29 protein-coding genes are annotated in these 26,275 nt (G+C 66.5%); 13 read left to right on the top strand and 16 right to left on the bottom strand.

The window, feature by feature from the left end:
- Entirely contained in the window at window positions 1-867 is an 867-nt protein-coding gene (locus tag BUR94_RS02010) for an urea carboxylase-associated family protein (RefSeq protein ID WP_074254598.1), read from the bottom strand.
- A gap of 291 nt (window positions 868-1,158) precedes the next feature.
- Here BUR94_RS02010 and BUR94_RS02005 point away from each other — a divergent pair, with 291 nt between their 5' ends.
- A complete protein-coding gene (locus tag BUR94_RS02005; protein WP_139301201.1) occupies window positions 1,159-1,599 on the top strand; it encodes a hypothetical protein in 441 nt (146 codons plus the stop codon).
- A gap of 5 nt (window positions 1,600-1,604) precedes the next feature.
- Here BUR94_RS02005 and BUR94_RS02000 read toward each other — a convergent pair whose 3' ends face one another.
- The 13 genes from BUR94_RS02000 to BUR94_RS01940 form a co-directional block, all read right to left on the bottom strand.
- A complete protein-coding gene (locus tag BUR94_RS02000; protein WP_074254596.1) occupies window positions 1,605-2,246 on the bottom strand; it encodes a hypothetical protein in 642 nt (213 codons plus the stop codon).
- A gap of 4 nt (window positions 2,247-2,250) precedes the next feature.
- Window positions 2,251-3,030 carry a succinate dehydrogenase iron-sulfur subunit gene (locus BUR94_RS01995; protein WP_074254595.1) on the bottom strand — a complete coding sequence of 260 codons (780 nt, stop codon included), beginning with the start codon at window positions 3,028-3,030 and terminating at the stop codon, window positions 2,251-2,253.
- Window positions 3,031-3,041: 11 nt separating this feature from the next.
- Window positions 3,042-3,359 (bottom strand): hypothetical protein, encoded by a 318-nt coding sequence (locus tag BUR94_RS01990; RefSeq protein WP_074254594.1) that lies wholly within the window; start codon window positions 3,357-3,359, stop codon window positions 3,042-3,044.
- On the bottom strand, window positions 3,356-3,574 hold the full coding sequence (locus BUR94_RS01985) for a hypothetical protein (protein ID WP_074254593.1): 219 nt from the start codon (window positions 3,572-3,574) through the stop codon (window positions 3,356-3,358). The genes BUR94_RS01990 and BUR94_RS01985 overlap by 4 nt, the downstream gene beginning before the upstream one ends.
- On the bottom strand, window positions 3,571-4,395 hold the full coding sequence (locus BUR94_RS01980) for a sulfotransferase family protein (protein WP_074254592.1): 825 nt from the start codon (window positions 4,393-4,395) through the stop codon (window positions 3,571-3,573). The genes BUR94_RS01985 and BUR94_RS01980 overlap by 4 nt, the downstream gene beginning before the upstream one ends.
- Window positions 4,395-5,150: a hypothetical protein gene (locus BUR94_RS01975; protein WP_139301200.1), complete on the bottom strand. Its 756-nt coding sequence runs from the start codon at window positions 5,148-5,150 to the stop codon at window positions 4,395-4,397. The genes BUR94_RS01980 and BUR94_RS01975 overlap by 1 nt, the downstream gene beginning before the upstream one ends.
- 40 nt (window positions 5,151-5,190) lie before the next feature.
- The gene (gene sdhA / locus BUR94_RS01970) at window positions 5,191-6,996 is read right to left on the bottom strand and encodes a succinate dehydrogenase flavoprotein subunit (RefSeq protein ID WP_074254590.1); all 1,806 of its coding nucleotides are present in this window, start codon (window positions 6,994-6,996) and stop codon (window positions 5,191-5,193) included.
- 110 nt (window positions 6,997-7,106) lie between these two features.
- Entirely contained in the window at window positions 7,107-7,478 is a 372-nt protein-coding gene (sdhD, locus tag BUR94_RS01965) for a succinate dehydrogenase, hydrophobic membrane anchor protein (protein WP_074254589.1), read from the bottom strand.
- A 12-nt stretch (window positions 7,479-7,490) separates the two neighbouring features.
- A complete protein-coding gene (gene sdhC, locus BUR94_RS01960; protein ID WP_074254588.1) occupies window positions 7,491-7,877 on the bottom strand; it encodes a succinate dehydrogenase, cytochrome b556 subunit in 387 nt (128 codons plus the stop codon).
- 268 nt (window positions 7,878-8,145) lie between these two features.
- Window positions 8,146-9,180 carry a MaoC family dehydratase gene (locus BUR94_RS01955; RefSeq protein WP_074254587.1) on the bottom strand — a complete coding sequence of 345 codons (1,035 nt, stop codon included), beginning with the start codon at window positions 9,178-9,180 and terminating at the stop codon, window positions 8,146-8,148.
- Window positions 9,180-9,383, bottom strand: a complete 204-nt coding sequence (locus BUR94_RS01950; RefSeq protein WP_074254586.1) for a DUF1737 domain-containing protein — start codon at window positions 9,381-9,383, stop codon at window positions 9,180-9,182. The genes BUR94_RS01955 and BUR94_RS01950 overlap by 1 nt, the downstream gene beginning before the upstream one ends.
- 17 nt (window positions 9,384-9,400) lie before the next feature.
- The gene (locus tag BUR94_RS01945) at window positions 9,401-9,961 is read right to left on the bottom strand and encodes an NnrU family protein (RefSeq protein ID WP_074254585.1); all 561 of its coding nucleotides are present in this window, start codon (window positions 9,959-9,961) and stop codon (window positions 9,401-9,403) included.
- Between the two features lie 42 nt (window positions 9,962-10,003).
- Complete coding sequence (locus BUR94_RS01940) at window positions 10,004-10,870, bottom strand: HpcH/HpaI aldolase/citrate lyase family protein (protein WP_074254584.1); 867 nt, start codon at window positions 10,868-10,870, stop codon at window positions 10,004-10,006.
- A 331-nt stretch (window positions 10,871-11,201) separates the two neighbouring features.
- On the opposite strand from BUR94_RS01940, the gene BUR94_RS01935 reads away from it, so the two are divergent.
- Window positions 11,202-11,510 (top strand): hypothetical protein, encoded by a 309-nt coding sequence (locus tag BUR94_RS01935; protein ID WP_074254583.1) that lies wholly within the window; start codon window positions 11,202-11,204, stop codon window positions 11,508-11,510.
- A gap of 30 nt (window positions 11,511-11,540) precedes the next feature.
- Here the strand turns inward: BUR94_RS01935 and BUR94_RS01930 are convergent, their stop codons facing one another.
- The gene (locus BUR94_RS01930) at window positions 11,541-12,293 is read right to left on the bottom strand and encodes a sulfite exporter TauE/SafE family protein (RefSeq protein ID WP_074254582.1); all 753 of its coding nucleotides are present in this window, start codon (window positions 12,291-12,293) and stop codon (window positions 11,541-11,543) included.
- A gap of 143 nt (window positions 12,294-12,436) precedes the next feature.
- Between BUR94_RS01930 and mdh the strand changes: the two genes are divergently transcribed.
- Both mdh and BUR94_RS01920 read left to right on the top strand, forming a co-directional pair.
- Window positions 12,437-13,399, top strand: a complete 963-nt coding sequence (gene mdh / locus BUR94_RS01925; RefSeq protein ID WP_074254581.1) for a malate dehydrogenase — start codon at window positions 12,437-12,439, stop codon at window positions 13,397-13,399.
- The gene (locus BUR94_RS01920) at window positions 13,392-14,276 is read left to right on the top strand and encodes a glycosyltransferase family protein (RefSeq protein WP_139301199.1); all 885 of its coding nucleotides are present in this window, start codon (window positions 13,392-13,394) and stop codon (window positions 14,274-14,276) included. Before mdh ends, BUR94_RS01920 begins: the two co-directional genes overlap by 8 nt.
- 3 nt (window positions 14,277-14,279) lie before the next feature.
- Here BUR94_RS01920 and BUR94_RS01915 read toward each other — a convergent pair whose 3' ends face one another.
- Window positions 14,280-15,335, bottom strand: coding sequence for a glycosyltransferase family 2 protein (locus BUR94_RS01915; protein WP_175570411.1), 1,056 nt, complete (start codon window positions 15,333-15,335; stop codon window positions 14,280-14,282).
- A gap of 231 nt (window positions 15,336-15,566) precedes the next feature.
- Here BUR94_RS01915 and sucC point away from each other — a divergent pair, with 231 nt between their 5' ends.
- From sucC to BUR94_RS01870, 9 genes are all read left to right on the top strand, one after another.
- A complete protein-coding gene (sucC, locus tag BUR94_RS01910) occupies window positions 15,567-16,760 on the top strand; it encodes an ADP-forming succinate--CoA ligase subunit beta (RefSeq protein WP_074254578.1) in 1,194 nt (397 codons plus the stop codon).
- Complete coding sequence (locus BUR94_RS01905) at window positions 16,760-17,269, top strand: hypothetical protein (protein ID WP_074254577.1); 510 nt, start codon at window positions 16,760-16,762, stop codon at window positions 17,267-17,269. The genes sucC and BUR94_RS01905 overlap by 1 nt, the downstream gene beginning before the upstream one ends.
- Before the next feature lie 71 nt (window positions 17,270-17,340).
- Window positions 17,341-18,222, top strand: coding sequence for a succinate--CoA ligase subunit alpha (sucD, locus tag BUR94_RS01900; RefSeq protein ID WP_074254576.1), 882 nt, complete (start codon window positions 17,341-17,343; stop codon window positions 18,220-18,222).
- Between the two features lie 75 nt (window positions 18,223-18,297).
- Window positions 18,298-21,264 (top strand): 2-oxoglutarate dehydrogenase E1 component, encoded by a 2,967-nt coding sequence (locus BUR94_RS01895; protein WP_074254575.1) that lies wholly within the window; start codon window positions 18,298-18,300, stop codon window positions 21,262-21,264.
- A 4-nt stretch (window positions 21,265-21,268) separates the two neighbouring features.
- Window positions 21,269-22,810 (top strand): 2-oxoglutarate dehydrogenase complex dihydrolipoyllysine-residue succinyltransferase, encoded by a 1,542-nt coding sequence (gene odhB, locus BUR94_RS01890; RefSeq protein WP_074254574.1) that lies wholly within the window; start codon window positions 21,269-21,271, stop codon window positions 22,808-22,810.
- Window positions 22,811-23,066: 256 nt separating this feature from the next.
- Window positions 23,067-23,504, top strand: a complete 438-nt coding sequence (locus BUR94_RS20590; protein ID WP_074254573.1) for a hypothetical protein — start codon at window positions 23,067-23,069, stop codon at window positions 23,502-23,504.
- The gene (locus BUR94_RS01880; RefSeq protein WP_074254572.1) at window positions 23,501-23,863 is read left to right on the top strand and encodes a DUF4440 domain-containing protein; all 363 of its coding nucleotides are present in this window, start codon (window positions 23,501-23,503) and stop codon (window positions 23,861-23,863) included. Before BUR94_RS20590 ends, BUR94_RS01880 begins: the two co-directional genes overlap by 4 nt.
- Window positions 23,864-23,882: 19 nt before the next feature.
- Window positions 23,883-25,277 carry a dihydrolipoyl dehydrogenase gene (lpdA, locus tag BUR94_RS01875; protein WP_074254571.1) on the top strand — a complete coding sequence of 465 codons (1,395 nt, stop codon included), beginning with the start codon at window positions 23,883-23,885 and terminating at the stop codon, window positions 25,275-25,277.
- Window positions 25,278-25,435: 158 nt separating this feature from the next.
- Window positions 25,436-26,272: a tellurite resistance TerB family protein gene (locus BUR94_RS01870; RefSeq protein WP_175570410.1), complete on the top strand. Its 837-nt coding sequence runs from the start codon at window positions 25,436-25,438 to the stop codon at window positions 26,270-26,272.
- The last annotated feature ends 3 nt before the right edge of the window (window positions 26,273-26,275 follow it).

The following is a 26,275-nucleotide window of genomic DNA, read 5'->3' as shown; positions in this document are numbered from 1 at the left end:
TCACAGCCCGTGGCTGCGGTCGTAGCCGTTGACCGGCGGGCTCTGCCATCCTTCCAGCGCGGCAGCCGGCGGCGCGAAGACCTCGCAGAGCAGCGGATGGCATTGCGCCACGTCGGAGCTGTGCTCGGCGCCGCAATCGCCGCCCGGGCAGGCGGAGAGGCCGGCGAGCAAGTCGATCTCGGCGAAGAGCTCGATGTAGTCGCCGGCCCGCGCGGGGGTGGCCTTCATGAAATATTGCCCGGTGTCGGCGGTGAAGCCGGTGCACATGAAGACGTTGAGCACATCGTGCACCAGCGGCTCCGCGGCCTCCGCCCCCTGCCCCGTCCAGTCCGCGAGAGCGCGGGTGAGGTTGGAGTGGCAGCAGTGGTGGTAGTCCTGCCCGGAGAGCAGGTGGTGGGTGTAGGGGTCGCAGCGGGTGCCGATCACGTCATGCACCCGTCCGCCGAAGGAATCGGTGCCATACCAGGCCAGACTGTCGGCGGTGACGGTGGCGAGCGGGCGCAGATGCGGGAAGCTCGACCACATGCGGTCGCCCACGGAAAGATGTGTGCCGTGCAAGGCGCGGGTCTTTCCGGAGTAGAAGCGCTCGGAGAGGTTTGCGAGGTTCCACAGGTTGAGATCGCCCACCTGCGCCCCCTCGGGACAGGAGATTCGCAAGAACTGCCCTGCCCGAACCGGGATGCAACGGGCCTCGCGCGGGGGCACCTGCTCTTCTCCGGTCTTGCGCGCGGCGGCGCGGGCGCGAGTGTAGAGGGCGAGGTCGGGCTGGGGCAGCGTGCTGGTGGGGTAGCAGATAACCGGCGCCACGGCGCGGGCGGCTTTTGCATGGTCGGGCGCGGCGGGACCGCCGGAGGGGGGCGTGCTCATGGGCTGCTCGGGGAATTGTGACTGCTCGAGACCAGTCTAAGCGATGTCCCGCGCCCAGCGAAAGGGCAGAGCCGCAACGGGCCGCGCAATCGGCGGGCAGTCACGAGAATTAAAGGTAACAAGGGGATGACAGGAGCGAAGGGCGCAGTTTAGGGTTGGATCGAGCACGCACGACCCAATACCCGAATGGCAGTCAACGGAGGTACAATGCTTCTGCCCGCACTTGGTTCCGTCCTCTCCGCAATTTTTTTGCACCCTGCAGCGATCCCGGACGATACAGGCCCGGACAAGGTGGTTCAGGCCTATGCAACGGCCAGGCTCATCAGTCCGGAGCCCGAGTCCGGCGACCTGAAGAGCGGGTTTCTGAACGCGCTGAACAAGCAGTACCCGACGAACGACTGCCCCTCCGGCTTTCGCTCCAACCTGCGGAAGTTTCCCGAGGTGGAGATCTGCGTGACCTACAGCGGGTTTCGCGGGGCGTGCAAACGGCTGACCGAAGAGGCCTTCAACTGCCAGGTGGCCTTCACCATCGCGGTGGCCTCGCCGACGCACCCCGGCGTGCTCGACAAGCTGGAGCGCACCACGACCGAGATCGAGCGCGAGGACTTCATCTTTACCCATGACTGGCGCGGATGGCGGTGGAAGGCCGCGGGCGATGCAGTGGATGCGCTGGTGCCTGCCGAGTTCCGGGGCCGTCAGCCGTTTTCGCGCGAGGAGGCGCTGGCCCGCTAACCCCGCTATGGGCAGGGGAGACGGTGCGGCGGCACGTCGATGTTGCGCGCGATGGTCTCGGGCAGGGCGTGCCAGGACACGCTGCGGTAGCTCCAGATCCGGGTGACCTCGTCGTGCCGCGTGAGGCCGTGCACCTCGAAATTGAAGGCGCGGCGCGGGTGGCGGAGGCTCCATGAAAAGCTGTTGCGCAGCACGGTGGTGGCGCCGTGATCTGCGGCCGCGCTGCACATGGCCCGGCGGCTGATGACCTCACCCGAGACGGTCATGGCGAGGGTGCCCGCGAGGAGCGAGAGGCCGAGCGCCCAGGTGGTGCGGGCACCGCGCCACCACAGGAACAGCCCGGAGAGCAGCCCCCCGGCCAGTGCGCCGCCGAGCGCCCAGGGCAGGAGGGCGGAGGCCAGCTCCGGCGCGCGCAGGATGCGGTCGAGCAGCAGAAGTGCCGTGGGCGGAAAGGCGGCACCGGCAAGGGCGACAAGGGGGCTGCCGCCGAGCACGCCGGCCAACAGCGCGAAGCCCGAGAGCTGAACCGCGATGCGCCCTGCCCTGCCGCGCAGGCCCTCCCCGCGCAGGCCGGCGCTGAGCCAGAGCCAGCCCGCCGCACAGGCGAGCCAGATCAGCGCGGCGCTGGCGAGGAGCCAGAGGATCACCCGGTCAGACGACCCGTTCGACCATCATCTGCTTGATATGCGCGATGGCCTTGGCCGGGTTCAGCCCCTTGGGGCAGGTCTTGGCGCAGTTCATAATGGTGTGGCAGCGGTAGAGCTTGAACGGGTCTTCGAGGTCGTCGAGCCGCTCGCCGGTGGCCTCGTCGCGGCTGTCGATGATCCAGCGATAGGCGTGGAGCAGCGCGGCCGGGCCGAGGTAGCGATCGGAGTTCCACCAGTAGCTCGGGCAGGCGGTGGAGCAGGAGGCGCACATCACGCATTCGTAGAGGCCATCGAGCTTCTTGCGGTCTTCGATGCTCTGCTTCCACTCCTTCTCGGGACGCTGGGTCTTGGTTTCGAGCCAGGGCATGATCGAGGCGTGCTGGGCGTAGAACAGCGTCAGGTCGGGGATCAGGTCTTTCACCACCGGCATGTGGGGCAGCGGGTAGATCTTCACGTCGCCCTTGATCTCGTCCATGCCGTAGATGCAGGCCAGCGTGTTGATGCCGTCGATGTTCATGGCGCAGGAGCCGCAGATGCCCTCGCGGCAGGAGCGGCGGAAGGTGAGCGTGGGGTCGATCTCGTTCTTGATCTTGATGAGCGCGTCCAGAACCATCGGGCCGCAGGCGTCCATGTCGATGAAATATGTGTCGACGCTCGGATTTTTGCCCGAGTCCGGATCGTAGCGGTAGATCTGGAACTTGCGGAGGTTGGTCGCCCCTTCGGGCTTGGGCCAGGTCTTGCCGGTGGTGATGCGGGAGTTCTTGGGCAGGGTGAGTTGAACCATGGGTCAGGCTCCTATCCGTTCAATATCAGCGGGAGACCTTCCCGCGTGATGCATTCGATGGCTTTCGGCCGCTGGGCGGTGGCGACGACGATTTCGGTCGAGCGGGGCGAGATGCCGGTGGCGGCTTCCTGCGCGATGGTGGAGATCTCGGCGGCCGACATGTTGTCGATCAGGCATTCGGTGACCAGGTCGGGCGGCACGCCGGGCAGCTTTTCCACCACGATCGGGCGGACGACGCTCTTGGCGGCCTGCCGCGCGACCAGGTCGGCCGGGTTCACGTCGCAGGCGGCGAGGAGCAGCAGGAGGAGTGGGGCGGCGCGGAGGCTCATTCGGCCTCCATCGAGCTCTGGATGGTGGCGCCGGTGGAGATGAAGGCCAGCGCGCGGCGGCGCTCGGCGTCATTCATCGCGGCCCAGCGCTCGCGGTCGCCGGGCATCAGCGCGTAGCCCTCGGGAAAGGGGATCTCGCCGCGCAGCCCGCCGCGCTCGGTGCAACCTGCCAGCACGGCCCCGGTGATCACGATTGCAGCAATCCGACCCATCATCGTCCATTCCCCCTCGAAACACGTTCATTGCGCGGCTCGGGCTCTCGCAGCCTGTCGAGCCAGCCGGTGGCGTCTGTCTCGTAGCCCAGCGCCACGAGGTCTGCCCCGTGGCGGTCAGCGTAAACCTCGGCCACGGCGCGCGGCAACTCGGTTTCCCAGCGCCTGAGCGCCCCTTCGCTCGACACGTGGCCCATGAGGTGGCGGGGGCGGTCGTCCATCTTGGCCATGCCGCCGAAGAGGGATTGCTCCCAGAACAGGCGCTTGCCGGTTTCGAGCTCCTCGCCCTCGAGGCCGAGATGGGCGAGGGCCTGGCCGAAGAGCGCGCAATCCCGGTCCTGCATCAGGTCTTCGTAGCGCAGCTCGAAGATGCGCGCGTCGCCCCAGGGCCAGTTGCGCATTTCCTCCACCGTCTCGCGGTGCTTGCCCTCCATCTCGAAGAGCAGCTTGGCCTCGTCGCCTTCGAGCGCCTTCAGGTGCTCCTGGTAGGACTTTCCGCCCAGATCCGTGCGGGGCAGGTGCAGCCACTTCTCGCCCTGCTGGCCGGCGAAATGGTGGTAGACGCAGCCCGAAAGCAGGATATCGCGCGGATCGCGGATGATGTGGACAAAGGCCACGTCGTCGCGCGCCCAGAGGTCGGCAGGAAACCACCCGGCCCAGTTGACCAGAAAGGCGCGGCCCTCCTCGGGCAGCTTCTGCATCGCCTCGTCTCGCCAGATGCCATGCCAGTCGAGCCCGAAGGCATGACCCAGGGCCTGGATCGTGCGACGGGTCCAGACGGTGCCGGACTTGTGGTGGGTGGCGAAGCACATCAGGCGGGGCATCAGCGGCCCTCCCCGACGGGGGCGCCCCGGCCGGGCACCTTGAGCGCGTAGCTCCAGATCTCCTCGGCGACGTGGGGCGGGTTCTGGCGGGTGAAGCCGCGGAAGATGGTCTCGTCGAACCGCACCTCGCCGAGCCAGTCGGCGGGGCGTGGCAGGCAGACGGGGGTGATGGAGTTCTCGAAGCACCAGCGGGCGAGGCGGACGTCGACGAACTTCTGGCTTCCGGCCATGAAGGCGTGGGGCGGAAAATCCGCGCCGCGCATCACCGCCGCGTTGGTGGCGATCTGATCCACGACCGTGGGCTTTTCGAGCGGTTCGTAGAAGCGGAAGGGCTTGCGGTAGTCGGCGATGTTCACCGGTTTGTAGCGCAGGTACTTCAGCAGCTTCGCGGGCGAGAGGGAGACCTGCGGCTCGTAGTAGAGCGAGCCGTGGTAGCCGCCGAGGAACTTTCCCGGCCCGATCGCCTCCATCGAGGCGATGGACTTTGCCACGAAATCCACAGGGTAGATCATGTCGTCGTCGATCATGAAGACCCAATCGGCGCCCGAAACATCGGGGTAGAACTTGCCAACGTCCTTCTGGTCTTCGTCGGGGATGATCTGGGCGATCTTCTCCTCGCCCTCGAAGGCAGGCAGAGGGGCCTCATACTGGTTGAGCACGATGTTCAGCCGGTCGACCTGCGGCAGGATGGCCTGCACCACCTGCGCGAGGTTGCTCTCGCGCGGCGGGTAGGTGGCGAGGTTGGCGGTGATCATGCCGCCCACCGGGATATGGCTGTGCGCCGTGGCACGGGTCTCAGTACACCCGCGCCTTGGGCGCGATCTTCTTCAGGTCGATGCCGCCTTCGGCCTCTGTCGACAGCGGGTCGAGGTGGACGGGGCGATAGGTGAGGGTCACCTGGTTGCCCTCGACGGCGGCGAGAGAGTGCTTGCGCCAGTTCTCGTCGTCGCGGTCGGGGTAATCCTCGTGGGCGTGGGCGCCGCGGCTTTCCTTGCGGGCCTCGGCGCCGACGATGGTGGCGAGCGCGTTGGGCATGAGGTTGGTCAGCTCGAGGGTTTCCATCAGGTCGGAGTTCCAGATCAGCGAGCGGTCGGTCACCTTGATGTCATCCATCTTGGCGGCAACGGCCTTCATCTTCTCCACGCCCTCGGCCAGGGTCTTGTCGGTGCGGAACACCGCCGCGTCGGCCTGCATGGTGCGCTGCATCTCGTCGCGCAGCTCGGCAGTGGGGATCGAGCCCGAGGCATTGCGCAGCTTGTCGAAGCGGTCGAGCGCGGCCTCGACGGAGGCCTTGTTGAGGTCGGGGTTGGCCGATTTCGGGTCCACCACCTCTGCCGCCTTGATCGCGGCGGCGCGGCCGAAGACCACGAGGTCGATCAGGCTGTTGGACCCAAGCCGGTTGGCGCCATGAACGCTGGCGCAGCCGGCCTCGCCGACGGCCATCAGGCCGGGTGCGATGGCGTCGGGGTTGTCGGCGGTGGGCTTCAGCACCTCGCCCCAGTAGTTCGTGGGGATGCCGCCCATGTTGTAGTGCACGGTCGGCAGCACCGGGATCGGCTCCTTGGTCAGGTCCACCCCGGCAAAGATGCGGGCGCTCTCGGAGATGCCGGGCAGGCGCTCGGCCAGGGTCTCGGGCGGCAGGTGGTTGAGGTGGAGGAAGATGTGGTCCTTCTCCTTGCCGACGCCCCTGCCCTCACGGATTTCCATGGTCATGCAGCGGCTGACCACGTCGCGCGAAGCGAGATCCTTGTAGGTGGGCGCGTAGCGCTCCATGAAGCGCTCGCCCTCGGAGTTGGTGAGATATCCGCCCTCGCCGCGCGCGCCCTCGGTGATCAGGCAGCCCGAGCCGTAGATGCCGGTGGGGTGGAACTGGACGAACTCCATGTCTTGCAGCGGCAGGCCCGCGCGGGCGGCCATGCCGCCGCCGTCGCCGGTGCAGGTGTGGGCGGAGGTGGCGGAAAAGTAGGCGCGGCCATAACCGCCGGTCGCCAGCACAACCATCTTGGCGCGGAAGACGTGGATCGTGCCGTCATCGAGCTTCCAGCAGACCACGCCCTGGCAGGCGCCGTCCTCGCCCATGATCAGGTCGATGGCGAAATACTCGATGTAGAACTCGGCGTTGTGCTTGAGCGACTGGCCATAGAGCGTGTGCAGGATGGCGTGGCCGGTGCGGTCGGCGGCGGCGCAGGTGCGCTGCACGGGCGGGCCCTCGCCGAACTCGGTGGTGTGGCCGCCGAAGGGGCGCTGGTAGATCTTGCCTTCCTCGGTGCGGGAAAAGGGCACGCCGTAGTGCTCCAGCTCGTAGACCGCCTTGGGCGCCTCGCGGGCGAGATATTCCATCGCGTCGGTGTCGCCCAGCCAGTCGGAGCCCTTCACGGTATCATACATGTGCCACTGCCAGTGGTCGGGGCCCATGTTGGAGAGCGAGGCCGCGATGCCGCCCTGGGCTGCGACGGTGTGCGAGCGGGTCGGGAAGACCTTGGTGACGCAGGCCGTCTTCAGCCCCTGCTCGGCCATGCCGAGGGTCGCCCGGAGGCCGGAGCCCCCGGCGCCCACAACCACCACGTCATAGGTATGCGTCTCGTATTCGTAAGCTGCCATGGTCTCGTTCGTCCCTTGCGTCTGGCCTGGGCGCTCTCGCGTCTCTCTGGTCGTGGGGGAAGGCCGGCGTTGCGACGGGGCCTTCCGTCAGGTCTTGGGGGCGGCGCGGCTCAGAGCGCCAGCTTCAGCAGCGCCAGCAGGCCGGCGGCGATCAGCACCCAGGTGGCGGCGCTGACGGCGATCAGCGTGAGCTTGCCCTTGACCCCGTGAACGTAGTCCTCCACCGCCTCGTCGATCTCCATCTTGAAGTGCAGCAGCCCGGCGGTCAGGCCGATGCCCAGCACCAGCGCGACGAAGGGGTTGGCGATGAAGCTCTGCACGTCGGCATGGCCACGGCCCAGCGCGGCGCCGAAGGTGAAGACGAAGAGCGGCACCAGCACCACGAGGGCGAGCGAGCTCGCCATCATCTGCCAGTGGTGGCGGGTGCCTGCGGAGCCGGAGCCGAGGCCGGTGGCGCGCTTGCGGTCGGTGACGAATTTCATCGTGTCTCTCCCTTACACCACGATGGCCGTGAAGAGCGCCAGCACGGTGGCGCCGATGAACATGCCCCAGCCCATCTTCTCGGAGATCGGAACCTCGAGGCAGTAGCCGAAGTCCCAGATCACGTGCCGAAGCCGACCGAGCATGTGATACCAGATGGCCCAGCTGGCGAGGACCATGATGATGTCGCCGATGAAGCTGGTCATCAGCCAGTTGATCCGGTCGAAGGCGGGCTCGGAGAAGGCCGCCGCGAGCAGCCAGCAGACCACCAGGAAGGCGGTGCCGAAGGACACGATTCCGGTGATGCGCACCATGATCGAGGAGATCGAGGTGATCTGGGGCCGGTAATACGGGCCGATCATGAAGGGCGAAAGCGGGCGGTCCCGGTTCATATCTGCCATGAACGCTCTCCTGTAGGGCGCGGGCCGGGCGGCGGAGCCGGGGCGCGGCGCATTGGGTGGCGTGCCACGCGGACGGGCCGCGCAGGCGTGCTGCGTCTTTCCATTTGCATTTTTCAACCGCCGAGTCACGGGCTAAACCGATGATAAAGCGCCGCAGTTCGGGCGCTAACAGAAGGTTTTTTCGGCGTTGTGATCACAGTTTTTCGACTTGTGATCACAAAATGCAAGCCTCCCTTCCGTCGTCACAGGTCGCAGCGGGCGGGCGGGCTCATCGCGGCATGAGCGCCCAGTAATCGAGATCGAGGAGCACGTGGGGCAGATACCTGCCGTCTTCGCCCTTGAGGTCTCCGGCAAGGGCTTCTGGCCCCTTCACGGCCACGAGGCGCAGGCGGAGGGCGCCGATGTCATCGGTCAGGGGCGCGGCATCGAGCACCTCGGTCCAGGCGCGCAGCGTGTCGCCCGCAAAGCAGGGGTTGGCATGGGCGCCGCCGTTGATCGCCACCAGCATCTGCGCGTTGGCGAGGCCGTTGAAGGAGAGCGCGCGAGCCATCGAGATCACGTGGCCGCCGTAGATCAGCCGCTTGCCGTCTTCGCGGAAGGTGGCGTCGAAATGCACCTTGGCGGTGTTCTGCCAGAGCCGGGTGGCCAGCATGTGCTCGGCCTCCTCGATCGTGGAGCCATCGACGTGGTCGATCACCTCGCCCTTGGCATAGTCGCCCCAGCGATGGGGCTCGCCGGCGGCGGTGAAGTCGTAATCGGCAAAGCTGAGGCCATCGGGGATCACCAGATCCTCCGGCGCCACGACCTTAGCGAGATCGGGGATCGTGGTGTCGGGTGCGGGGGCCTCGAGATTGCCTTTGCGCACCATCACCCAGCGCACGTAGTCCAGCACCGGCTCGCCGGTCTGGTCGCGCCCGGTGGTGCGGACATAGACAAGGCCCGACGTGCCGTTGGAGTTTTGCTTCAGCCCGATCACCTCGGACTCGGCGCTGAGCGTGTCGCCGGGATAGACCGGCTTCAGCCAGCGGCCCTCGGCATATCCGAGATTGGCGACGGCGTTCAGGGAGATGTCGGGGACGGTCTTGCCGAAGACCACGTGAAAGGTGATGAGATCGTCGAGCGGGGAGCCGTCGAGGCCGCAGGCGCCGGCGAAGGCATCGGAGGAGTGCAGCGCGTGGCGGGCCGGGTAGAGCGCGTGGTAGAGCGCCCGCTCGCCCTCGGCCAGGGTGCGCGGCACGGCGTGACGGATCACTTCGCCGAGTGCGTAGTCTTCAAAGAACCGGCCCGCGTTGGTTTTCGACATCAGTGCTCCCCCAGCCTGGTGTCGGGCGTGTAGGTGCCCTCGACCTCCTTCACCACGGCCTGGCCGCAGCGCATGACGCCGTTGGACGCATCGAAGCTGTATTGCGGGTCGCCGTGGAGCACCCAGCCCTTGTTCAGCGCGGCGGTGACCTTGTGGCAGAAGGCGGATGTGTCGTCTTCGGTGAGAAAGCGATAGAGTTTCATGCTGTGCCTATTGGGGGTTATCCAAACACGGGGTAGCCGAGGAGGCCGTGGATCCAGCCGATGAGGCCGAGGAGGAGGACGGAGATCGCCAGGAACATCGCATCCTTGGCGATGGAGCCTTTCGGCGGCGGGGCCCACTCGGGCTCGGCGCGGTTGATGACGACCATCTCGGCAAGGGCCCAGGCCAGCAGGCCGCCGAAGAGGATCATGGTGGCGAGGTCGCCGTTGACCAGAAGGTGCGCGAAGGCCCAGAGCGCGAAACCGAAGAGCATGGGGTGGCGCATCTTGTAGAAGAGAGCCCCCTTGGACGGGCCGGGCGAGGTGAAATAGAGCGCGATCAGCACCAGCAGGTTGTTCAGGTGCCGCAGCCAATGGGGCGGATACCAGAGGTCGGGGGAGGCATCGGCGGTGCGGATGCCGAAGGTCATCAGGACGATGGAGGCAATGAGCGCCAGCGCCACGGCCCCGCGCCCGCCGTTGCCCATGGCCGCGCGGCGCTCGGGCGCGATGCGCTTGAAGAGGTGGGCGAGCCACCAGAGCGCCAGACCGGCAATCAGAAGGGTGAGCGGGAGTGCCATAGGGGTATCCTCAACAAGTGAACCGTAAAGTTCACTTTGCCCTCATTCGGTCAGGGCCGCAATGGCCTCGGCCCTGGCGAGCGTGGCGCGGGCGGTTTCGATGTGGAGGTTCTCCACGATCCGGCCATCGACCACGGCAACCCCCTGCCCGCTCGCCTCGACCGCCTCGAAGGCCGCGATCTGGCGACGAGCGAGGTCGATCTCGCTCTCGGAGGGGGCGAAGGCGGCGTTGGTGATCTCGAGCTGGGCGGGGTGGATCAGGCTCTTGCCGTCGAACCCGAGGTCACGGCCCTGCTCGCACTCGGCCTTCAGGCCGTCGTCGTCCTTGAAGGCATTGTACACCCCGTCGATGGCCACGATCCCGGCGGCGCGGGCGGCCATGAGGCAGTGCTGGAGCGCGAACATCATCGGCAAACGGTCGGCACGGGGGCGGCAGTTCAGCTCCTTGGCGAGGTCGTTGGTGCCCATCACGAAGCCTCCCATGCCGGGAGCCTGAGCGATGGAGAGGGCGTTGAAGATGCCCAGCGGCGTTTCCATCATCGCCCAGACCCGGGTGGCGCTGGCGCCGGCGGCATCCAGCCTGGCCTTGACCGCCGCGATCTCGTCGGCATGGCCGACCTTGGGCAGCAGGATCGCGTCGGGCGCCACCGGGCAGATGGCCTCGAGATCGGCGGCGCCCCATGGCGTGTCGGCGCCGTTGACGCGGACGATGCGGGCGCGGGGGCCGTAGTCGGCTGTCGGGAGCGTGTCGGCCAGAAGCGCACGGGCTTCGTCCTTGGCCTCGGCCGTCACCGCATCTTCGAGGTCGAAGATGATCGCGTCGCAGGGCAGGGTCGCGGCCTTTTCCAGCGCACGGGGCTTGGAGCCGGGAATGTAGAGCAGCGAGCGATACGGACGGGTGGCGGGCATTGATTCTCTCCGGTCGGTTGCAGGTGCAGAAAGAACAAATGCTGCGCCGCCGCGCAAGATGATTTCCGGAAATACCCGCAAGCACGCAATTTTCGAACTCGCGGAACTCGGCCGTTACGGCACCCGCCGCGCCGTTAACCAGATGCACACCGATCGGCGGCAGCATTCAGGCAGAGTCGGGCGACTGGAGGGCCGTGGCTGGCAGGGCTGCCGGGCAAAGCGGCAAAAATCAGTCCGACCGTGAAGGACCGGCGCCGAATGCGCCTCCCATGCCACCGGCAAAGCCGGGCACGCCCGACATGGGGCCATGCTGTCAAAAAGGGTTTGGACCATGAAAGAACTTCTCTTCATCGCGGCGGGCCTTGCCTGCCTTGCCGCATCCGGGGCCGAGGCCCAGAACCGCAACTGCGCCGACCGGGCCAAGGTGGTGGCCCGCCTTGCAGACGGGTATGGCGAGAGCCGCCAGGCGATCGGGCTGGGGGCCAACAACCAGGTGGTGGAGACCTTCGCCAACCTCGAGAGCGGCACCTGGACCGTGACGGTGACCGCGCCAAACGGCATCACCTGCCTCGTGGCCTCGGGCAAGGCCTTTGAACTGGTGGAGGAAACGCTCATTCCGGCCGGCGAGAAGGACGCCTGACACCGGGGCAGACCGCGCGGATGCGCTGCTTCAGGTCAGCGCATCCCAGATCAGCTTGCCCCCGGTCAGCAGGAGCAGAACATAGGTGAGCGCAAAGAAGGGCCTTTCGGGCACGACGTGATGCGCCTTCACGCCCAGCCAGGCGCCGAGTATCGCGGCCGGCGCGAGCCAGAGGTCGAGCACGATGGTCTCGCGGGTGAAGATGCCCAGGGCCGCGTAGGGGATGAACTTGAGCAGGTTGATCGCCCAGAAGACGATGACGCTCGTCGCCTGGTAGGTCGTCTTGCCCATGCCCTGCGCGAGCAGGAAGGCAGCCACCGGCGGCCCGCCGGCATGGCTGATGAAGCTGGTAAAGCCCGCCACCGCACCCGCAATGCCGCCCGCCACCGGGTCGTAGGGCCTGTCGGGGATCTTCAGCCAGCCCCGGCTACGTGCGAGCTGGTAGATGACGAAGGCAATGGCGATCGCGCCGATGAGGAGCCGGAAGGTATCGGCGTTGGCAACCTGGAAGAGCCAGATGGCAAGGCCGATGCCCGGCAGGGAGCCGAGGCAGAGCGCGAGGGCCGAGGGGCCGTGCCACTGCTTCCAGAAGCTCCTGAGGGTGAAGACGTCGATCAGCATCAGGAGAGGGAGCATCAGCCCCACGGCCATGCGCGGGTCGATCGCCAGGGCGAGAATCGGGGCTGCGGCAAAGGCCGCGCCGGAGCCGAAGCCGCCCTTGGACACACCGGCAAAGATCACCGCGGGCACCGCCACGGCCATGACCCAGGGATCAGGCCACATGGCCGCCAACTCCTTGCATCCCCTGCCCTTTCCTCGCCGGCCGCGCTTGCGTTTGCGGCATTCTCGCTGCAATGCAGCCTTGCACGCCGCAATGCCATTGGCTAGGCGTGCTGCGATAATTCACCACTCAAGGGACACCAACAATGGCCAGACCCAAGATTGCGCTCATCGGTTCGGGGCAGATCGGCGGAACGCTCGCTCATCTCGCCGCGATGAAGGAACTGGGGGACGTTGTCCTCTTCGACATCGCCGACGGCGTGCCACAGGGCAAGGCGCTCGATATTGCAGAGTCCGGCCCTTCGGAAGGTTTTGACGCCGCGCTTTCGGGCACCACCGATTACGCCGCGATCGCGGGCGCCGATGTGTGCATCGTGACCGCCGGTGTGCCGCGCAAGCCGGGCATGAGCCGCGACGACCTGCTGGGCATCAACCTGAAGGTCATGAAGTCGGTCGGCGAGGGCATTGCCGCCCATGCGCCCGACGCCTTCGTGATCTGCATCACCAACCCGCTCGACGCGATGGTCTGGGCGTTGCAGAAGTTTTCGGGCCTGCCCGCCCACAAGGTCTGCGGCATGGCCGGCGTGCTCGACAGTGCCCGCTTCCGCCACTTCCTCAGCCTCGAGTTCGGCGTCAGCATGAAGGACGTGACCGCCTTCGTGCTTGGCGGCCATGGCGATACCATGGTGCCCTCCGCCCGCTACTCCACCGTTGCCGGCATCCCGCTGCCCGACCTCGTGGAGATGGGCTGGACCACGCAGGAGAAGCTCGACGCGATCATCCAGCGCACCCGTGACGGCGGCGCCGAGATCGTGGGCCTGCTGAAGACCGGCTCGGCCTATTACGCTCCGGCGACCAGCGCCATCGAGATGGCCGAGGCCTACCTGAAGGACCAGAAGCGCGTTCTGCCCTGCGCCGCCTATTGCGACGGCGAGATTGGCGTGAAGGACATGTACGTGGGCGTGCCCACGGTCATCGGCGCGGGCGGGATCGAGAAGGTCGTCGACATCAAGCTCACCAAGGACGAGCAGGCGATGTTCGACAAGTCGGTCGACGCCGTGAAGGGCCTGATGGAGGCCTGCAAGGGGATCGACAGCTCGCTTGGCTGACTTGATGCATGCGACAGATACAAAGAGGCCGCCTTCAGAGGGCTTCGTCTTTGCGGTCAGCGGTGCGGCCTACGTGCCGCTGGCCTTACGCGCCGCCGAAAGCCTGCGGCTGCATCACCCCGACCACCCAATAGACCTGTTCTGCGACCAGCCGGTCACCGCAGAGATCTTCACGCAGGTTATTCCGCTGGAAAACTCGTGGTTCCGCCCGAAATTCGAAGCGATGCAGCGCAGCCGGTTCGACAGGACGATCCTGCTGGATGCGGATGTGCTCTGCATCGCTCCGATGAACGATGTCTTCAGCGTACTTGACCGTTTCGACCTTGCCGCTGCCCATGAGCCCCGACGTAATTCGAAGGTGGCAGTGAGTAACCTCGCAGAACCGCTGCCGGCAGCCTTTCCGCAACTGAACACCGGTGTCTTGGCCTTTTGCAAGGATCCCCGGGTGAGTGCACTGGCAGAAAGGGTGGTCACCACTTTGCAGACGAGTGGGCTGGACCGCGACCAACCCGTCTTTCGTGCCTGCGTTTACGAGTCCGATCTGCGGTTGTGGGTCTTGCCGGATGAATACAATTTCATGACCATCGAGTTGCTCGAGGCTTATACGGAACAGTTCGCCGCGCCTCGCATCCTGCATCTACCGCGGCTGCATCGCCACGTAGAAACTATAAACCGGAAACGGAAATTCAGTCGGATCAAGACGATCTTGGGTCCCCCCGTGTATCATCAGCTCGAAGCTCTTCTGGCCGCCGACAGAACCCTGGGCGGAAGCGGCGCGGAAGTGAAGCCGCTGATACGGCGCGGCCTGCCGGGACTTGCCCGGGCGCTTAGCCGTGGGCTCTCAAAACGCCTGAACCAGTGGATTAGCCGCGACTGATCGTCAGGCCGCCTGGCTGGCCGCGATCTTCTTCATCAGCCGCTTGGCGTTCTCGGCGCCGAGCTTGAGGTCGAAGGCGCGGAAGGAGAAGTCGGCCTCGATCTCGGGGAATGCGCGGCGCATGGCGGCTTCCGGGTCGATCTTCATCGCGCTGAGGCGGCCGTGTTCGGTGAGGGCACGGGCCTGCTCGGGCGTGAGGCCGGTGATCTTGCGGAAGAAGCGCAGCAGCTCGGGCATGGAGCCGATGTTGTCGCGCACGTGGCGGACCTGGAGGGCGCGTTCCTCGTGGAGGAGGTGGTCGATCACCTCGTCGCCCTGCTCGGCATAGCGCAGGGTCTTTGCCGCCCAATGCAGCGGTGTCAGCCCGTCGAAGTGCAGCACGTGCAGGCCGGTGGCCTTCTTGTGCGGGGCCCATCCGCTGTTCTTGCCGGGGAGCTTGGCGGCATGGACCTGCAGCTGAACCTTGTGGCCCGTGCGCACCAGCGGCTTGCCGTGCGACGAGCCGGCGAGTCCGTTGGCGAGGTAGGGCGCAACCTCCTCGCCGTAAATCCGCTTGGCGACCAGCGGGGCCTGCTTGATCGGATGGCGGAACACGCCGGAAAAGATGTGCTCGGAGCGGTCGCCCGCGAGCCAGCAGCGCTCGACGGCGGGCACGCGCAGCCAGATGTCATCGGCCTCGAGGCGGGCGACCTCTTCTGCGAAGGGGCGGGCCATGTGCAGGAACTCGTCGGCATCGAGGTGCAGCAGGTAGTCGGCCTTCACCTTCTTGTAGGCGGTGGTGGCGTTGATCGCCTGCCGGGCGTTCTGGTTGGGCGGCCGCCCCCTGCCCTTGTTGACCTTGTTCCAGTAGTCCTCGTTGCAGGCGACGACGTTGACGCCCGACTTGGCGCGCAGGATCGGGCGCAGCGGATCGTCGGGGTCGTCGAGGTAGATAAGCACCTTGGCGGCGCCGAGTTCGAGGTGGTGGGCGACGAAGGCCAGCACAAGTTCGGCCGGTTCGCGCACGGTGGCGACGACGGCCCAGGTCGGGGGTTTGCCCTGTCTTGAGGTCTCGTTCATGGCCGAATGCATACCTCTCCGGCGCGGCTCTGGCCAGCCCCGGCGGCGCCTGGGCGGGGTGATTCCCATGATAGCGTTAGCACTGCCTTAACTTGTGATCACACAATTCTTGGCTGTGATCACAAATCGCAATAATCTCCGTTAGCCCCCGCTTTTGAAGGTGATTTTTGTTTGCCTTGCCGATTGCCTGTGCCAAGGACGGGAGCGAACCGCAGCTTGAGGAACAGCTTCATGAACATCCATGAGTATCAGGCGAAGGCCCTGCTTCGCTCCTACGGCGCCCCCGTTTCCGATGGACGGGCCGTGCTGAAGGCCGACGAGGCCAAGACCGCCGCCGGCGCGCTGGACGGCCCGCTCTGGGTGGTCAAGGCGCAGATCCACGCCGGTGGCCGCGGCAAGGGCCACTTCAAGGAGGCCGGCGCCGGTGAAAAGGGCGGCGTGCGCCTGGCCAAGTCGGTCGAAGAGGCCGCCGAGGAAGCCAAGAAGATGCTCGGCAAGACGCTGGTCACCCATCAGACCGGCCCGGCCGGCAAGACGGTGAACCGCATCTACATCGAGGACGGCTCCGACATTACCTCCGAGTTCTACCTCGCGCTGCTGGTGGACCGTCAGAGCAGCCGGGTGTCCTTTGTCTGCTCCACCGAGGGCGGCATGGACATCGAGGAGGTCGCCGCCGCGACGCCCGAGAAGATCCTGAGCTTCACCGTCGATCCGGCCACGGGCTACCAGCCCTACTACGGCCGCCGGGTGGCCTTTGCCCTCGGGCTCGAAGGCGCCGCCGTGAAGCAGTGCGTGAAGCTGATGGGTATCCTCTACAAGGCCTTCATGGAGAAGGACATGGAGATGCTCGAGATCAACCCGCTGATCCTCATGCCGAACGGCGAGCTGAAGGTGCTCGACGCCAAGGTCGGGTTCGACGGCAACGCGATCTACCGTCAGCCCGATGTGGCCGAGTTACGCGACGAGACCGAGGAAGACCCCAAGGAGCTCGCCGCCTCCAAGCATGACCTCAACTACATCGCGCTCGACGGCGAGATCGGCTGCATGGTCAACGGCGCGGGCCTGGCGATGGCCACGATGGACATCATCAAGCTTTACGGCGCCGAGCCTGCCAACTTTCTCGACGTGGGCGGCGGCGCGACCAAGGAGAAGGTGACCGAGGCCTTCAAGATCATCACCTCCGACCCCAACGTGAAGGGTATTCTCGTCAACATCTTCGGCGGGATCATGCGCTGCGACGTGATCGCCGAGGGCGTGATTGCCGCGGTCAAGGAAGTGGGCCTCAAGGTGCCGCTGGTGGTGCGCCTCGAGGGCACCAACGTGGAGAAGGGCAAGGAGATCATCAACGCCTCCGGGCTCGACGTGATCGCCGCCGACAACCTCTCCGACGGCGCCGAGAAGATCGTGAAGGCCGTGAAGGGCTGATGCGTCTCGCGCTCCCTCTGCTGGCCTGCATGGCCGCTGCTCCGGCGGCTGCGCAGAACGTGGCGATTCTCGAGGCGCTGGTGGCGCAGCTGAACGCGCCGGCATCGCCCGAGGCGCAGCTCGGTGCCTATTCGGCCTGCCTGCTGGGCAACGGAGACCCGGAGGCAACCGCCGGGTTCTTCAGGGCTCGCGGCTGGGAGGTGTTCGGCGACAGCGAGATGGGCATGGTCGAGATGACCCCGCCCGAGGGCCCGCTCTTCGTGACGCTCTATGCCGATGGCGAGATCTGCGCGGTGGACAACACGGCGCAGGGCACGGCAATAGGCACGGTCACCTTGTCGGCCTTTCTCGAGACGGTGGGCGCCGACGCGACCCCGCTGGAGATCGAGGGCTGCACCGGCTGGACGCTGGGCGAGGGCCGTGCGGTGGGCATCACCTCCGGCGGCCAGGACCCTGTCTGCCATAGCGAGAGCGACAACCAGGTGCGATTTACCTTCGCGCCCAAGTGATACAACCGGGGCCGCCGCAGGCCCCGTCCGAAACAGGGCCCGAGGGCCGGACAACAAAGAGGAACGTGCCGATGGCCATTCTCGTAGACGAAAACACCAAGGTGATCTGCCAGGGCTTTACCGGCAGCCAGGGCACGTTCCACTCGGAGCAGGCGATTGCCTATGGCACCAAGATGGTCGGTGGCGTGACCCCCGGCAAAGGCGGGCAGAGCCACCTTGACCTGCCGGTCTTCAACTCGGTGCATGAGGCCAAGGCCGTGACCGGGGCCAATGCCTCGGTGATCTACGTGCCGCCGCCCTTTGCCGCCGACTCGATCCTCGAGGCGATCGACGCAGAGATGGAGCTGATCGTCTGCATAACCGAAGGGATCCCGGTGCTCGACATGATGAGCGTGAAGCGGGCGCTGGAAGGTTCCTCCTCGCGGCTGATCGGCCCCAACTGCCCCGGTGTCATCACGCCCGACGCCTGCAAGATCGGCATCATGCCCGGCCACATCCACAAGCGCGGCTCGGTGGGCGTGGTTTCGCGCTCCGGCACGCTGACCTACGAGGCGGTAAAGCAGACCTCCGACGCAGGCCTCGGCCAGTCCACCGCCGTGGGCATCGGCGGCGACCCGATCAAGGGCACCGAGCATATCGACGTGCTCGACATGTTCCTGGACGACGACGAGACCCATTCGATCATCATGATCGGCGAGATCGGCGGCTCCGCCGAGGAGGAGGCCGCCGAGTTCCTGGCCGAGCAGAAGAAGAAGGGCCGCTGGAAGCCGGTCGCCGGTTTCATCGCCGGCCGCACCGCCCCTCCGGGCCGCCGCATGGGCCATGCGGGCGCCATCGTGGCGGGCGGCAAGGGCGACGCCGAAAGCAAGATCGAAGCAATGCGCTCCGCCGGCATCGTGGTGGCCGACAGCCCCGCGACCCTGGGCGAGGCCGTGCTGAAGGCGATTGGCTAGGCCCGGCACATATCGCGCGACAACGGCCGCGGGCGGGGGATTCCGTCCGTGGCCTTCAACACATCAGGTGGCATCATGACCGACCAAAGCCCCAACGACCTTTTCCACGCCTCCAGCTTCATGCAGGGGCACAACGCGGCCTACCTCGAACAGCTTTACGCCAAATACGCCGACGATCCGAATTCGGTCGATGGCGCCTGGGCCGAGTTCTTCCGGCAGCTGGGCGACGGTGAGACCGATGTGAAGGCAGAGGCCAAGGGCCCGTCGTGGGCACGCAAGGACTGGCCACCGGTGCCCGCCGATGACCTGACCGCTGCGCTCACCGGCGAGTGGCCCGCCGAGCCCACCACCGAGGGCCGCGGAGCCGCGCAGAAAATCAAGGAGGCCGCCGGTGCCAGCGCCGCTCCGGTGAGCGAGGAGGCGATCAAGACCGCGGTTCTCGACTCGATCCGCGCGCTGATGCTCATCCGCGCCTACCGGATCCGCGGACACCTCGTGGCCGATCTCGACCCGCTCGGCATGCAGGACCAGACGCCCCATCCCGAGCTCGACCCCAAGAGCTACGGCTTCACCGATGCCGACATGGACCGCCCGATCTTCATCGACGAGGTGCTGGGCCTGAAGTTCGCCTCGCTGCGGCAGATCCTCGAGATCGTCCGGCGCACCTACTGCGGCACCTTTGCCTTGCAGTACATGCACATCTCCGACCCCGAGGAGGCCTCCTGGCTGAAGGAGCGCATCGAGGGGCTGGGCAAGGAGATCGCCTTCACCCGCGAAGGGCGCAAGGCGATCCTGAACAAGCTGGTGGAGGCCGAGGGCTTCGAGAAGTTTCTCCATGTCAAATACATGGGCACAAAGCGGTTTGGCCTGGACGGCGGCGAGAGCCTGGTGCCGGCAATGGAGCAGATCATCAAGCGGGGCGGCAACCTCGGCGTGAAGGAGATCGTGATCGGGATGCCCCACCGGGGCCGCTTGAGCGTGCTGGCCAACGTGATGGCCAAGCCCTACCGCGCGATCTTCAACGAGTTCCAGGGCGGCAGCTTCAAGCCGGAAGACGTGGATGGCTCGGGCGACGTGAAATACCACCTCGGCGCCTCCTCCGACCGTTCGTTCGACGGCAACACCGTGCACCTCAGCCTCACCGCCAACCCCTCGCACCTCGAGGCAGTGAACCCGGTGGTGCTGGGCAAGGCCCGCGCCAAGCAGGACCAGCTGGGCGACAAGCAGCGCACCGAGGTCCTGCCGATCCTTCTGCACGGCGACGCGGCCTTTGCCGGCCAGGGCGTGGTGGCCGAATGTTTCGGCCTGTCGGGCCTGCGCGGGCACCGCACCGGCGGCACCATTCATATCGTGGTGAACAACCAGATCGGCTTCACCACCGCGCCGCATTTCTCGCGCTCGTCGCCCTACCCCACCGACATCGCGCTGATGGTGGAGGCGCCGATCTTCCATGTGAACGGCGACGACCCGGAGGCGGTGGTGCATGCCGCCAGGGTGGCCACCGAGTTCCGCCAGAAGTTCCACAAGGACGTGGTGCTGGACATCTTCTGTTATCGCCGTTTCGGTCATAACGAGGGTGACGAGCCGATGTTCACCAACCCGATCATGTACAAGCGGATCAAGGGTCACAAGACGACCCTGAGCCTCTACACCGAGCGGCTGGTCAAGGACGGGCTGATCCCCGAGGGCGAGATCGAGGACATGAAGGCGGCGTTCCAGGCCTATCTGAACGACGAGTTCGAAGCCGGGAAGAACTACAAGCCCAACAAGGCCGACTGGCTGGATGGCCGCTGGAGCCACCTCGACCGGCGCGGCGAGGAGTACCAGCGCGGCGAGACGGCGATTGCCGAGGAGACCTTCAAGGAGGTCGGCAAGGCGCTGACCACCGCGCCCGAAGGCTATGCGTTGCACAAGACCGTGGAGCGGATGCTGGGCGCGAAGGCCGAGATGATCGAGAAGGGCGAGGGCATCGACTGGGCGACGGGCGAGGCGCTGGCCTTCGGCTCCCTGCTGACCGAGGGCTACCCGGTGCGGCTGGCCGGGCAGGACAGCACCCGCGGCACCTTCTCGCAGCGGCACTCCGCCTTCGTGAACCAGGACACCGAGGAGCGCTACTATCCGCTCAACCACATCCGCTCGGGCCAGGCCAACTACGAGGTCATCGACTCGATGCTCTCGGAATACGCGGTGCTGGGCTTCGAATACGGCTACAGCCTGGCCGAGCCCAACGCACTGGTGCTCTGGGAGGCGCAGTTCGGCGACTTCGCCAACGGTGCGCAGATCATGTTCGACCAGTTCGTCAGCTCGGGCGAGAGCAAGTGGCTGCGGATGTCGGGCCTTGTCTGCCTGCTGCCGCACGGGTTCGAGGGCCAAGGGCCGGAGCACTCCTCCGCCCGTCTCGAGCGCTTCTTGCAGATGTGCGGGCAGGACAACTGGATCGTGGCCAACTGCACGACCCCGGCCAACTACTTCCACATCCTGCGCCGCCAGGTCCACCGCAGCTTCCGCAAGCCGCTGATCCTGATGACGCCGAAATCGCTGCTGCGCCACAAGCTGGCGGTCAGCCGGATGGAGGAGTTCACCACCGGATCGAGCTTTCACCGGGTGCTGTGGGACGATGCCGAGCACGGCAACTCCGACACCCAGCTGGTCACCGATGACAAGATCCGCCGCGTGGTGATGTGCTCCGGCAAGGTCTACTACGACCTGCTGGAGGCGCGCGACGCGGCCGGCATCGACGATGTCTACCTGCTGCGGATCGAGCAGTTCTACCCCTTCCCCGCCATCTCCCTCGTCAAGGAGCTGGAGCGGTTCAAGGGCGCCGAGATGATCTGGTGCCAGGAAGAGCCCAAGAACCAGGGCGCCTGGACGTTCATCGAAAGCAACATCGAATGGGTGCTGAGCCGGATCGACGCCGCCCACACCCGTCCGCATTACGTGGGCCGGGCCACCTCGGCCTCTCCCGCCACCGGCCTCGCCTCGCAGCACAAGGCACAACAGGAAGCCCTCGTGAACGAGGCGCTCGGAATCGAAGGAAACTGATCACATGAGCACCGAAGTCCGCGTGCCCACCCTGGGCGAAAGCGTTACCGAGGCCACCGTCGCCACCTGGTTCAAGAAGCCGGGCGACACCGTGGCGGTCGATGAAATGCTCTGCGAGCTGGAGACCGACAAGGTGACGGTCGAAGTCCCCGCCCCGGCCGCCGGGGTGATGGGCGAGATCGTGGCCGCCGAGGGCGACACCGTGAGCGTGGATGCGCTTCTGGCGACGATCTCGGAGGGCGGCGAAGGTGCCGCCCCGGCCAAGCCCGCCGCCAAGGCCGAAGAGCCCAAGGCAGAGGAGGCCGCCCCTGCCGCGGGCGGGGCCAGCGTTGACGTGATGGTGCCGACGCTCGGCGAGAGCGTGACCGAGGCGACCGTGGCCACCTGGTTCAAGAAGGTCGGCGACAGCGTCGAGGCTGACGAGATGCTCTGCGAACTCGAGACCGACAAGGTGAGCGTCGAGGTGCCCGCACCGGCCTCCGGCACGATCACCGAGATCGTGGCCGCCGAGGGTGCCACGGTGGAAGCCGGCGGCAAGCTGGCGGTGATGAGCGAGGGGGCCGGTGGCGGCGCCTCCGCCCCCGCCGAGGGTGGCGCGGCCACGGCAGCGCCCAAGGCGCCCGCCGCCGAGAGCGCCGCGAAAGGCGCGAAGGACGTGGAGAACGCCCCCTCCGCCAACAAGATGATGGCCGAGAAGGGCCTCTCGGCCTCCGACGTGCAGGGCACCGGCAAGGACGGCCGGATCATGAAGGAAGACGTGATGAGGGCCGGCGCCGCGGGCTCCAAGGCCGCCTCCGCCCCTGCCCCCTCCGCCCCGCCCCGTGGCCCGGTGGCCGCAGAGGACGAGGCGCGCGAGGAGCGGGTCAAGATGACCCGCCTGCGCCAGACCATCGCCCGCCGCCTGAAGGACGCCCAGAACACCGCCGCGATCCTGACCACCTACAACGAGGTGGACATGACCGAGGTGATGGCGCTCCGCGACGAGTACAAGGAGCTGTTCCTCAAGAAGCACGGGGTGAAGCTCGGCTTCATGTCGTTCTTCACCAAGGCCTGCGTGCACGCGCTGAAGGAGGTGCCCGAGGTCAACGCCGAGATCGACGGCACCGACATCGTCTACAAGAACTTCGTCCACATGGGCATCGCCGCCGGCACGCCGCAGGGTCTCGTGGTGCCGGTGATCCGCGATGCCGACGCGATGAGCTTTGCCGAGATCGAGAAGGCGATCGCCGAAAAGGGCGCCCGCGCCCGCGACGGAAAGCTGAGCATGGCCGAGATGCAGGGCGGCACCTTCACCATCTCCAACGGCGGCGTCTACGGTTCGCTGATGTCTTCGCCGATCCTGAACCCCCCGCAGTCGGGCATCCTCGGGATGCACAAGATCCAGGACCGGCCGATGGTGGTGGGTGGCGAGATCAAGATCCGCCCGATGATGTATCTTGCTCTCAGCTACGATCACCGCATCGTCGACGGCAAGGGCGCCGTGACCTTCCTCGTGCGGGTCAAGGAAGCCCTCGAAGACCCCCGCCGGCTGTTGATGGACCTTTGAGGCATGGCGGGTTTCGCCCACCCTGCAGGGATATGCAGGATGGGCGAAACCCACCGGCAGAAAACGCGATGGCCTGGCTCACTCCAAATACCCTTACCTGCACGGCCTGCGGTTTTTCCGGCGAAGTGCAATATCTCAACGAGCGCACACCCTCGGGAGAAAGGCGCAAGCGGCTGTTCCGGTTCGGCCCGTTCCGCAGGGCGGCAGAGGCGTTGCACTGCCCGTCTTGCGGCGCGGCGATGATGGAGCTTGCCCCGTGACCCTGCTCACCCGCGCCGAAACCCTTGCCTTCTCGCCCGAAACGGCGCGCGGGCTGCGCAGTGCCGGGTTCACGCTGGGGTTTCTCTCCATCGTGGGGGTGCTGGGGCTCGGCACCTTCGGCGGGGGCGGGTTTCAGCCCTGGCTCCTGATCCTGGCCGCCGTGGCCTTCCTCCCGGCCCTGCTGCTGCTCGCCCTGTCGCACACCCTGCCCGCGCGCAAGCCTGTTTCGGTTCTGCTGATCTGGGCGATCTGCGGCTTTTCCTTTCTGCTCGTGCGGCGCACGCCCAGCGCCGCAGAGGGGGTGGAGCCGCAATGGCTCGTCACCCCGATGATCTGGGTCGTGGCCGTGGTCGAGTTCGTGCTCGCCGTGGGCCTCGCCTGGTTTGCCTGGCATCTCTATCGCAAGGGCGCGTTCAGCGGGGTGGCGGGATGACCGATTTCGCCGCGCTCGAAAACGCGATCTGGGCCGCCGCCTCCGCCTATGACCGCGCCGCCATCGAGGAGCTTCTGGCCCCCGAGTTCTTCGAGCTGTCGCGCTCGGGCCGCAAGTATACCCGCGAGGAGCTGCTGACGGACACCTCCGAGGGCCGCCCTTCGGAGCACCGCTTGCACGGGCTCGAGACACAGACGATAGGCCCCGGCGTCACGCTGGTGACCTATATCTCCGAGACCCGCTACCCGGACGAGATTCAATGGGCCAGCCGATCCACTCTCTGGGCCGAAACGCCCGCCGGGTGGCAGGCCCGCTTTCATCAGGGCACACCGCTGCCCGAGGGGCGCAACGCCCCCTGACCCCCGCAAAGGAGACCCCATGTCTGCATATGACGTGATCATCATCGGCGCCGGCCCCGGCGGCTACGTCTGCGCCATCCGCTGTGCCCAGCTGGGCCTGAAAACCGCCGTGGTCGAGGGCCGCGAAACGCTGGGCGGCACCTGCCTCAACGTGGGCTGCATCCCCTCCAAGGCGCTGCTGCATGCCTCCCACCTGCTGCATGAGGCCGAGCACAACTTTGCCGAGATGGGGCTGAAGGGAAAGGCGCCCTCCGTCGATTGGGCGCAGATGAAGGCCTACAAGCAGAAGACCGTGGACCAGAACACCGGGGGCATCGAATTTCTGTTCAAGAAGAACAAGATCGACTGGCTCAAGGGCTGGGGCTCGATCCCCGAGGCCGGCAAGGTCAAGGTGGGCGAGGAGGTGCATGAGGCCAAGCACATCGTCATCGCCACGGGCTCCGAGCCTGCGAGCATTCCCGGCGCCGAGGTCGAGATCGACGAGAAAACGGTCGTGACCTCCACCGGCGCGCTGGAGCTGGGCAAGGTTCCGAACGAGATGGTCGTGGTCGGCGGCGGGGTGATCGGGCTGGAGCTGGGCTCTGTCTATGCCCGACTGGGCACCAAGGTCACCGTGGTCGAGTTTCTCGATGCGATCACGCCGGGCGCGGATGCCGAGGTCGCCAAGACCTTCCAGCGGATCCTGAAGAAACAGGGGCTCGAGTTCGTCATGGGCGCCGCCGTGAACAAGGTGGAGACCAAGGGCGGCAAGGCCACGGTGCACTACAAGCTGCGCAAGGATGAGAGCGACCACACGCTGAAGGCCGACACCGTGCTGGTGGCGACGGGTCGCAAGCCCTACGTCGAAGGCCTCGGGCTGGAAGGCCTTGGCGTGAAGCTCACAAAGCGCGGGCAGGTGGAGGTGGACGATCACTTCCAGACCGCGGTGAAGGGCATTTATGCCATCGGTGATGCCATTCCGGGGCCGATGCTCGCGCACAAGGCCGAAGACGAGGGCACCGCGCTGGCCGAGATGCTGGCGGGCCAGAAGCCGCACATCAACTACGGCCTCATTCCGGGCGTGATCTACACCGCGCCCGAGGTGGCGAGCGTGGGCGAGACGGAAGAGACGCTGAAGGAGAAGGGCCGCGCCTACAAGGTCGGCAAGTTCCCCTTCATGGGCAATGCGCGGGCCAAGTCGGTGCACCAGGCCGAGGGTTTCGTGAAGATGCTGGCCGACAAGGAGACCGACCGGATCCTGGGCTGCCACATCATCGGCCCGGCGGCGGGCGAGCTGATCCACGAGATCTGCGTGGCGATGGAGTTCGGTGCCTCCGCCGAGGACGTGGCCCGCACCTGCCACGCGCATCCGACCTTCTCCGAAGCCGTGCGCGAGAGCGCGCTGGCCTGCGGCGACGGGGCGATCCACGCCTGACACGTCATCTGACGCAGGGACCGGGCCGCGGTGGCAACGCCGCGGCCTTTTTCGTGCGCGGGTTGTGCCCAAGCCTCGCCGCATTCGGTTGTTAACGCTTTTGGCAAGGACTGGGCCGGAGAGCCCCGATTGTTGAGCCAAAGCGAGAGGACATGCCGATGCGCAAGTTCGGACCCATTGCGGCCAGTGCCGCCCTGGCGCTCACCGTCACCGGCCACGAGGCCGAGGCCAGGCGGGGTGGCGGCTTCATCATGGAGAGCGAGCAACTCCATTTCGTCGCGCATACGACCACGGGCAACGGTGCGGGCGGCCAGATGGCGCTTTGCCACCTGTCGAAGAAGTCGCACATCCTTGAGCTCGGGTTCTGGCGCTCGATGCAGAGCTATGCGCTCTCCTACGACAATTGCACCGGACAGAAGTACATTCCGCTCGCGCCGGAGCGCATGGCCGCGATGCTCCAGTCCGGCGAGGCGCCGGGCAACCTGCCGGTCGAGCCCCGGATGCAGGTCGCCCAGGTGGTGACAGGCTTTGCCGGCTCTGCGGCGATCGGGGCGACGGTGGCGCTGATGGGCCTGCTCAAGCTCTTTGCCGGCCTGCGCCGGCGCCGCCGCCGCAACGCGATGACAGGCGCCAATGGCTTTGCCCAGCGCGTGCTCGATGTGATGTGCCATGCCGCCAAGGCCGATGGCGTGGTGGACCCGGAGGAGGTGAAGCTCATCGCCTTCGCCAGCCAGAAGCTCACCGGCCTTGCCTACCCCGCCGAGCAGATCGAGCGGCTGATCGGCATGGCGGGCAGCAAGATCTCCGATGACGAGTTCCGCGCCTTCGGCCAGGGCCTCAACGCGCACCAGCGCGAGACGCTGATGCGGGGGGCGCTGATGGTTACCGTGTCGGACGGCACGATCACCCAATCCGAGAAGGGCTTTCTTGCCCGACTGGCCGCCACGCTGGGGATTTCGGCGCTGGAGATGCAGGGCATGCTGCGGAGCCTGTGACGC

Origin of the sequence: Vannielia litorea (assembly GCF_900142295.1) — a bacterium.
In the GTDB taxonomy this organism is placed as follows: Bacteria; Pseudomonadota; Alphaproteobacteria; order Rhodobacterales; family Rhodobacteraceae; genus Vannielia; species Vannielia litorea.
This window is presented reverse-complemented; position numbering and strand designations above follow the sequence as displayed.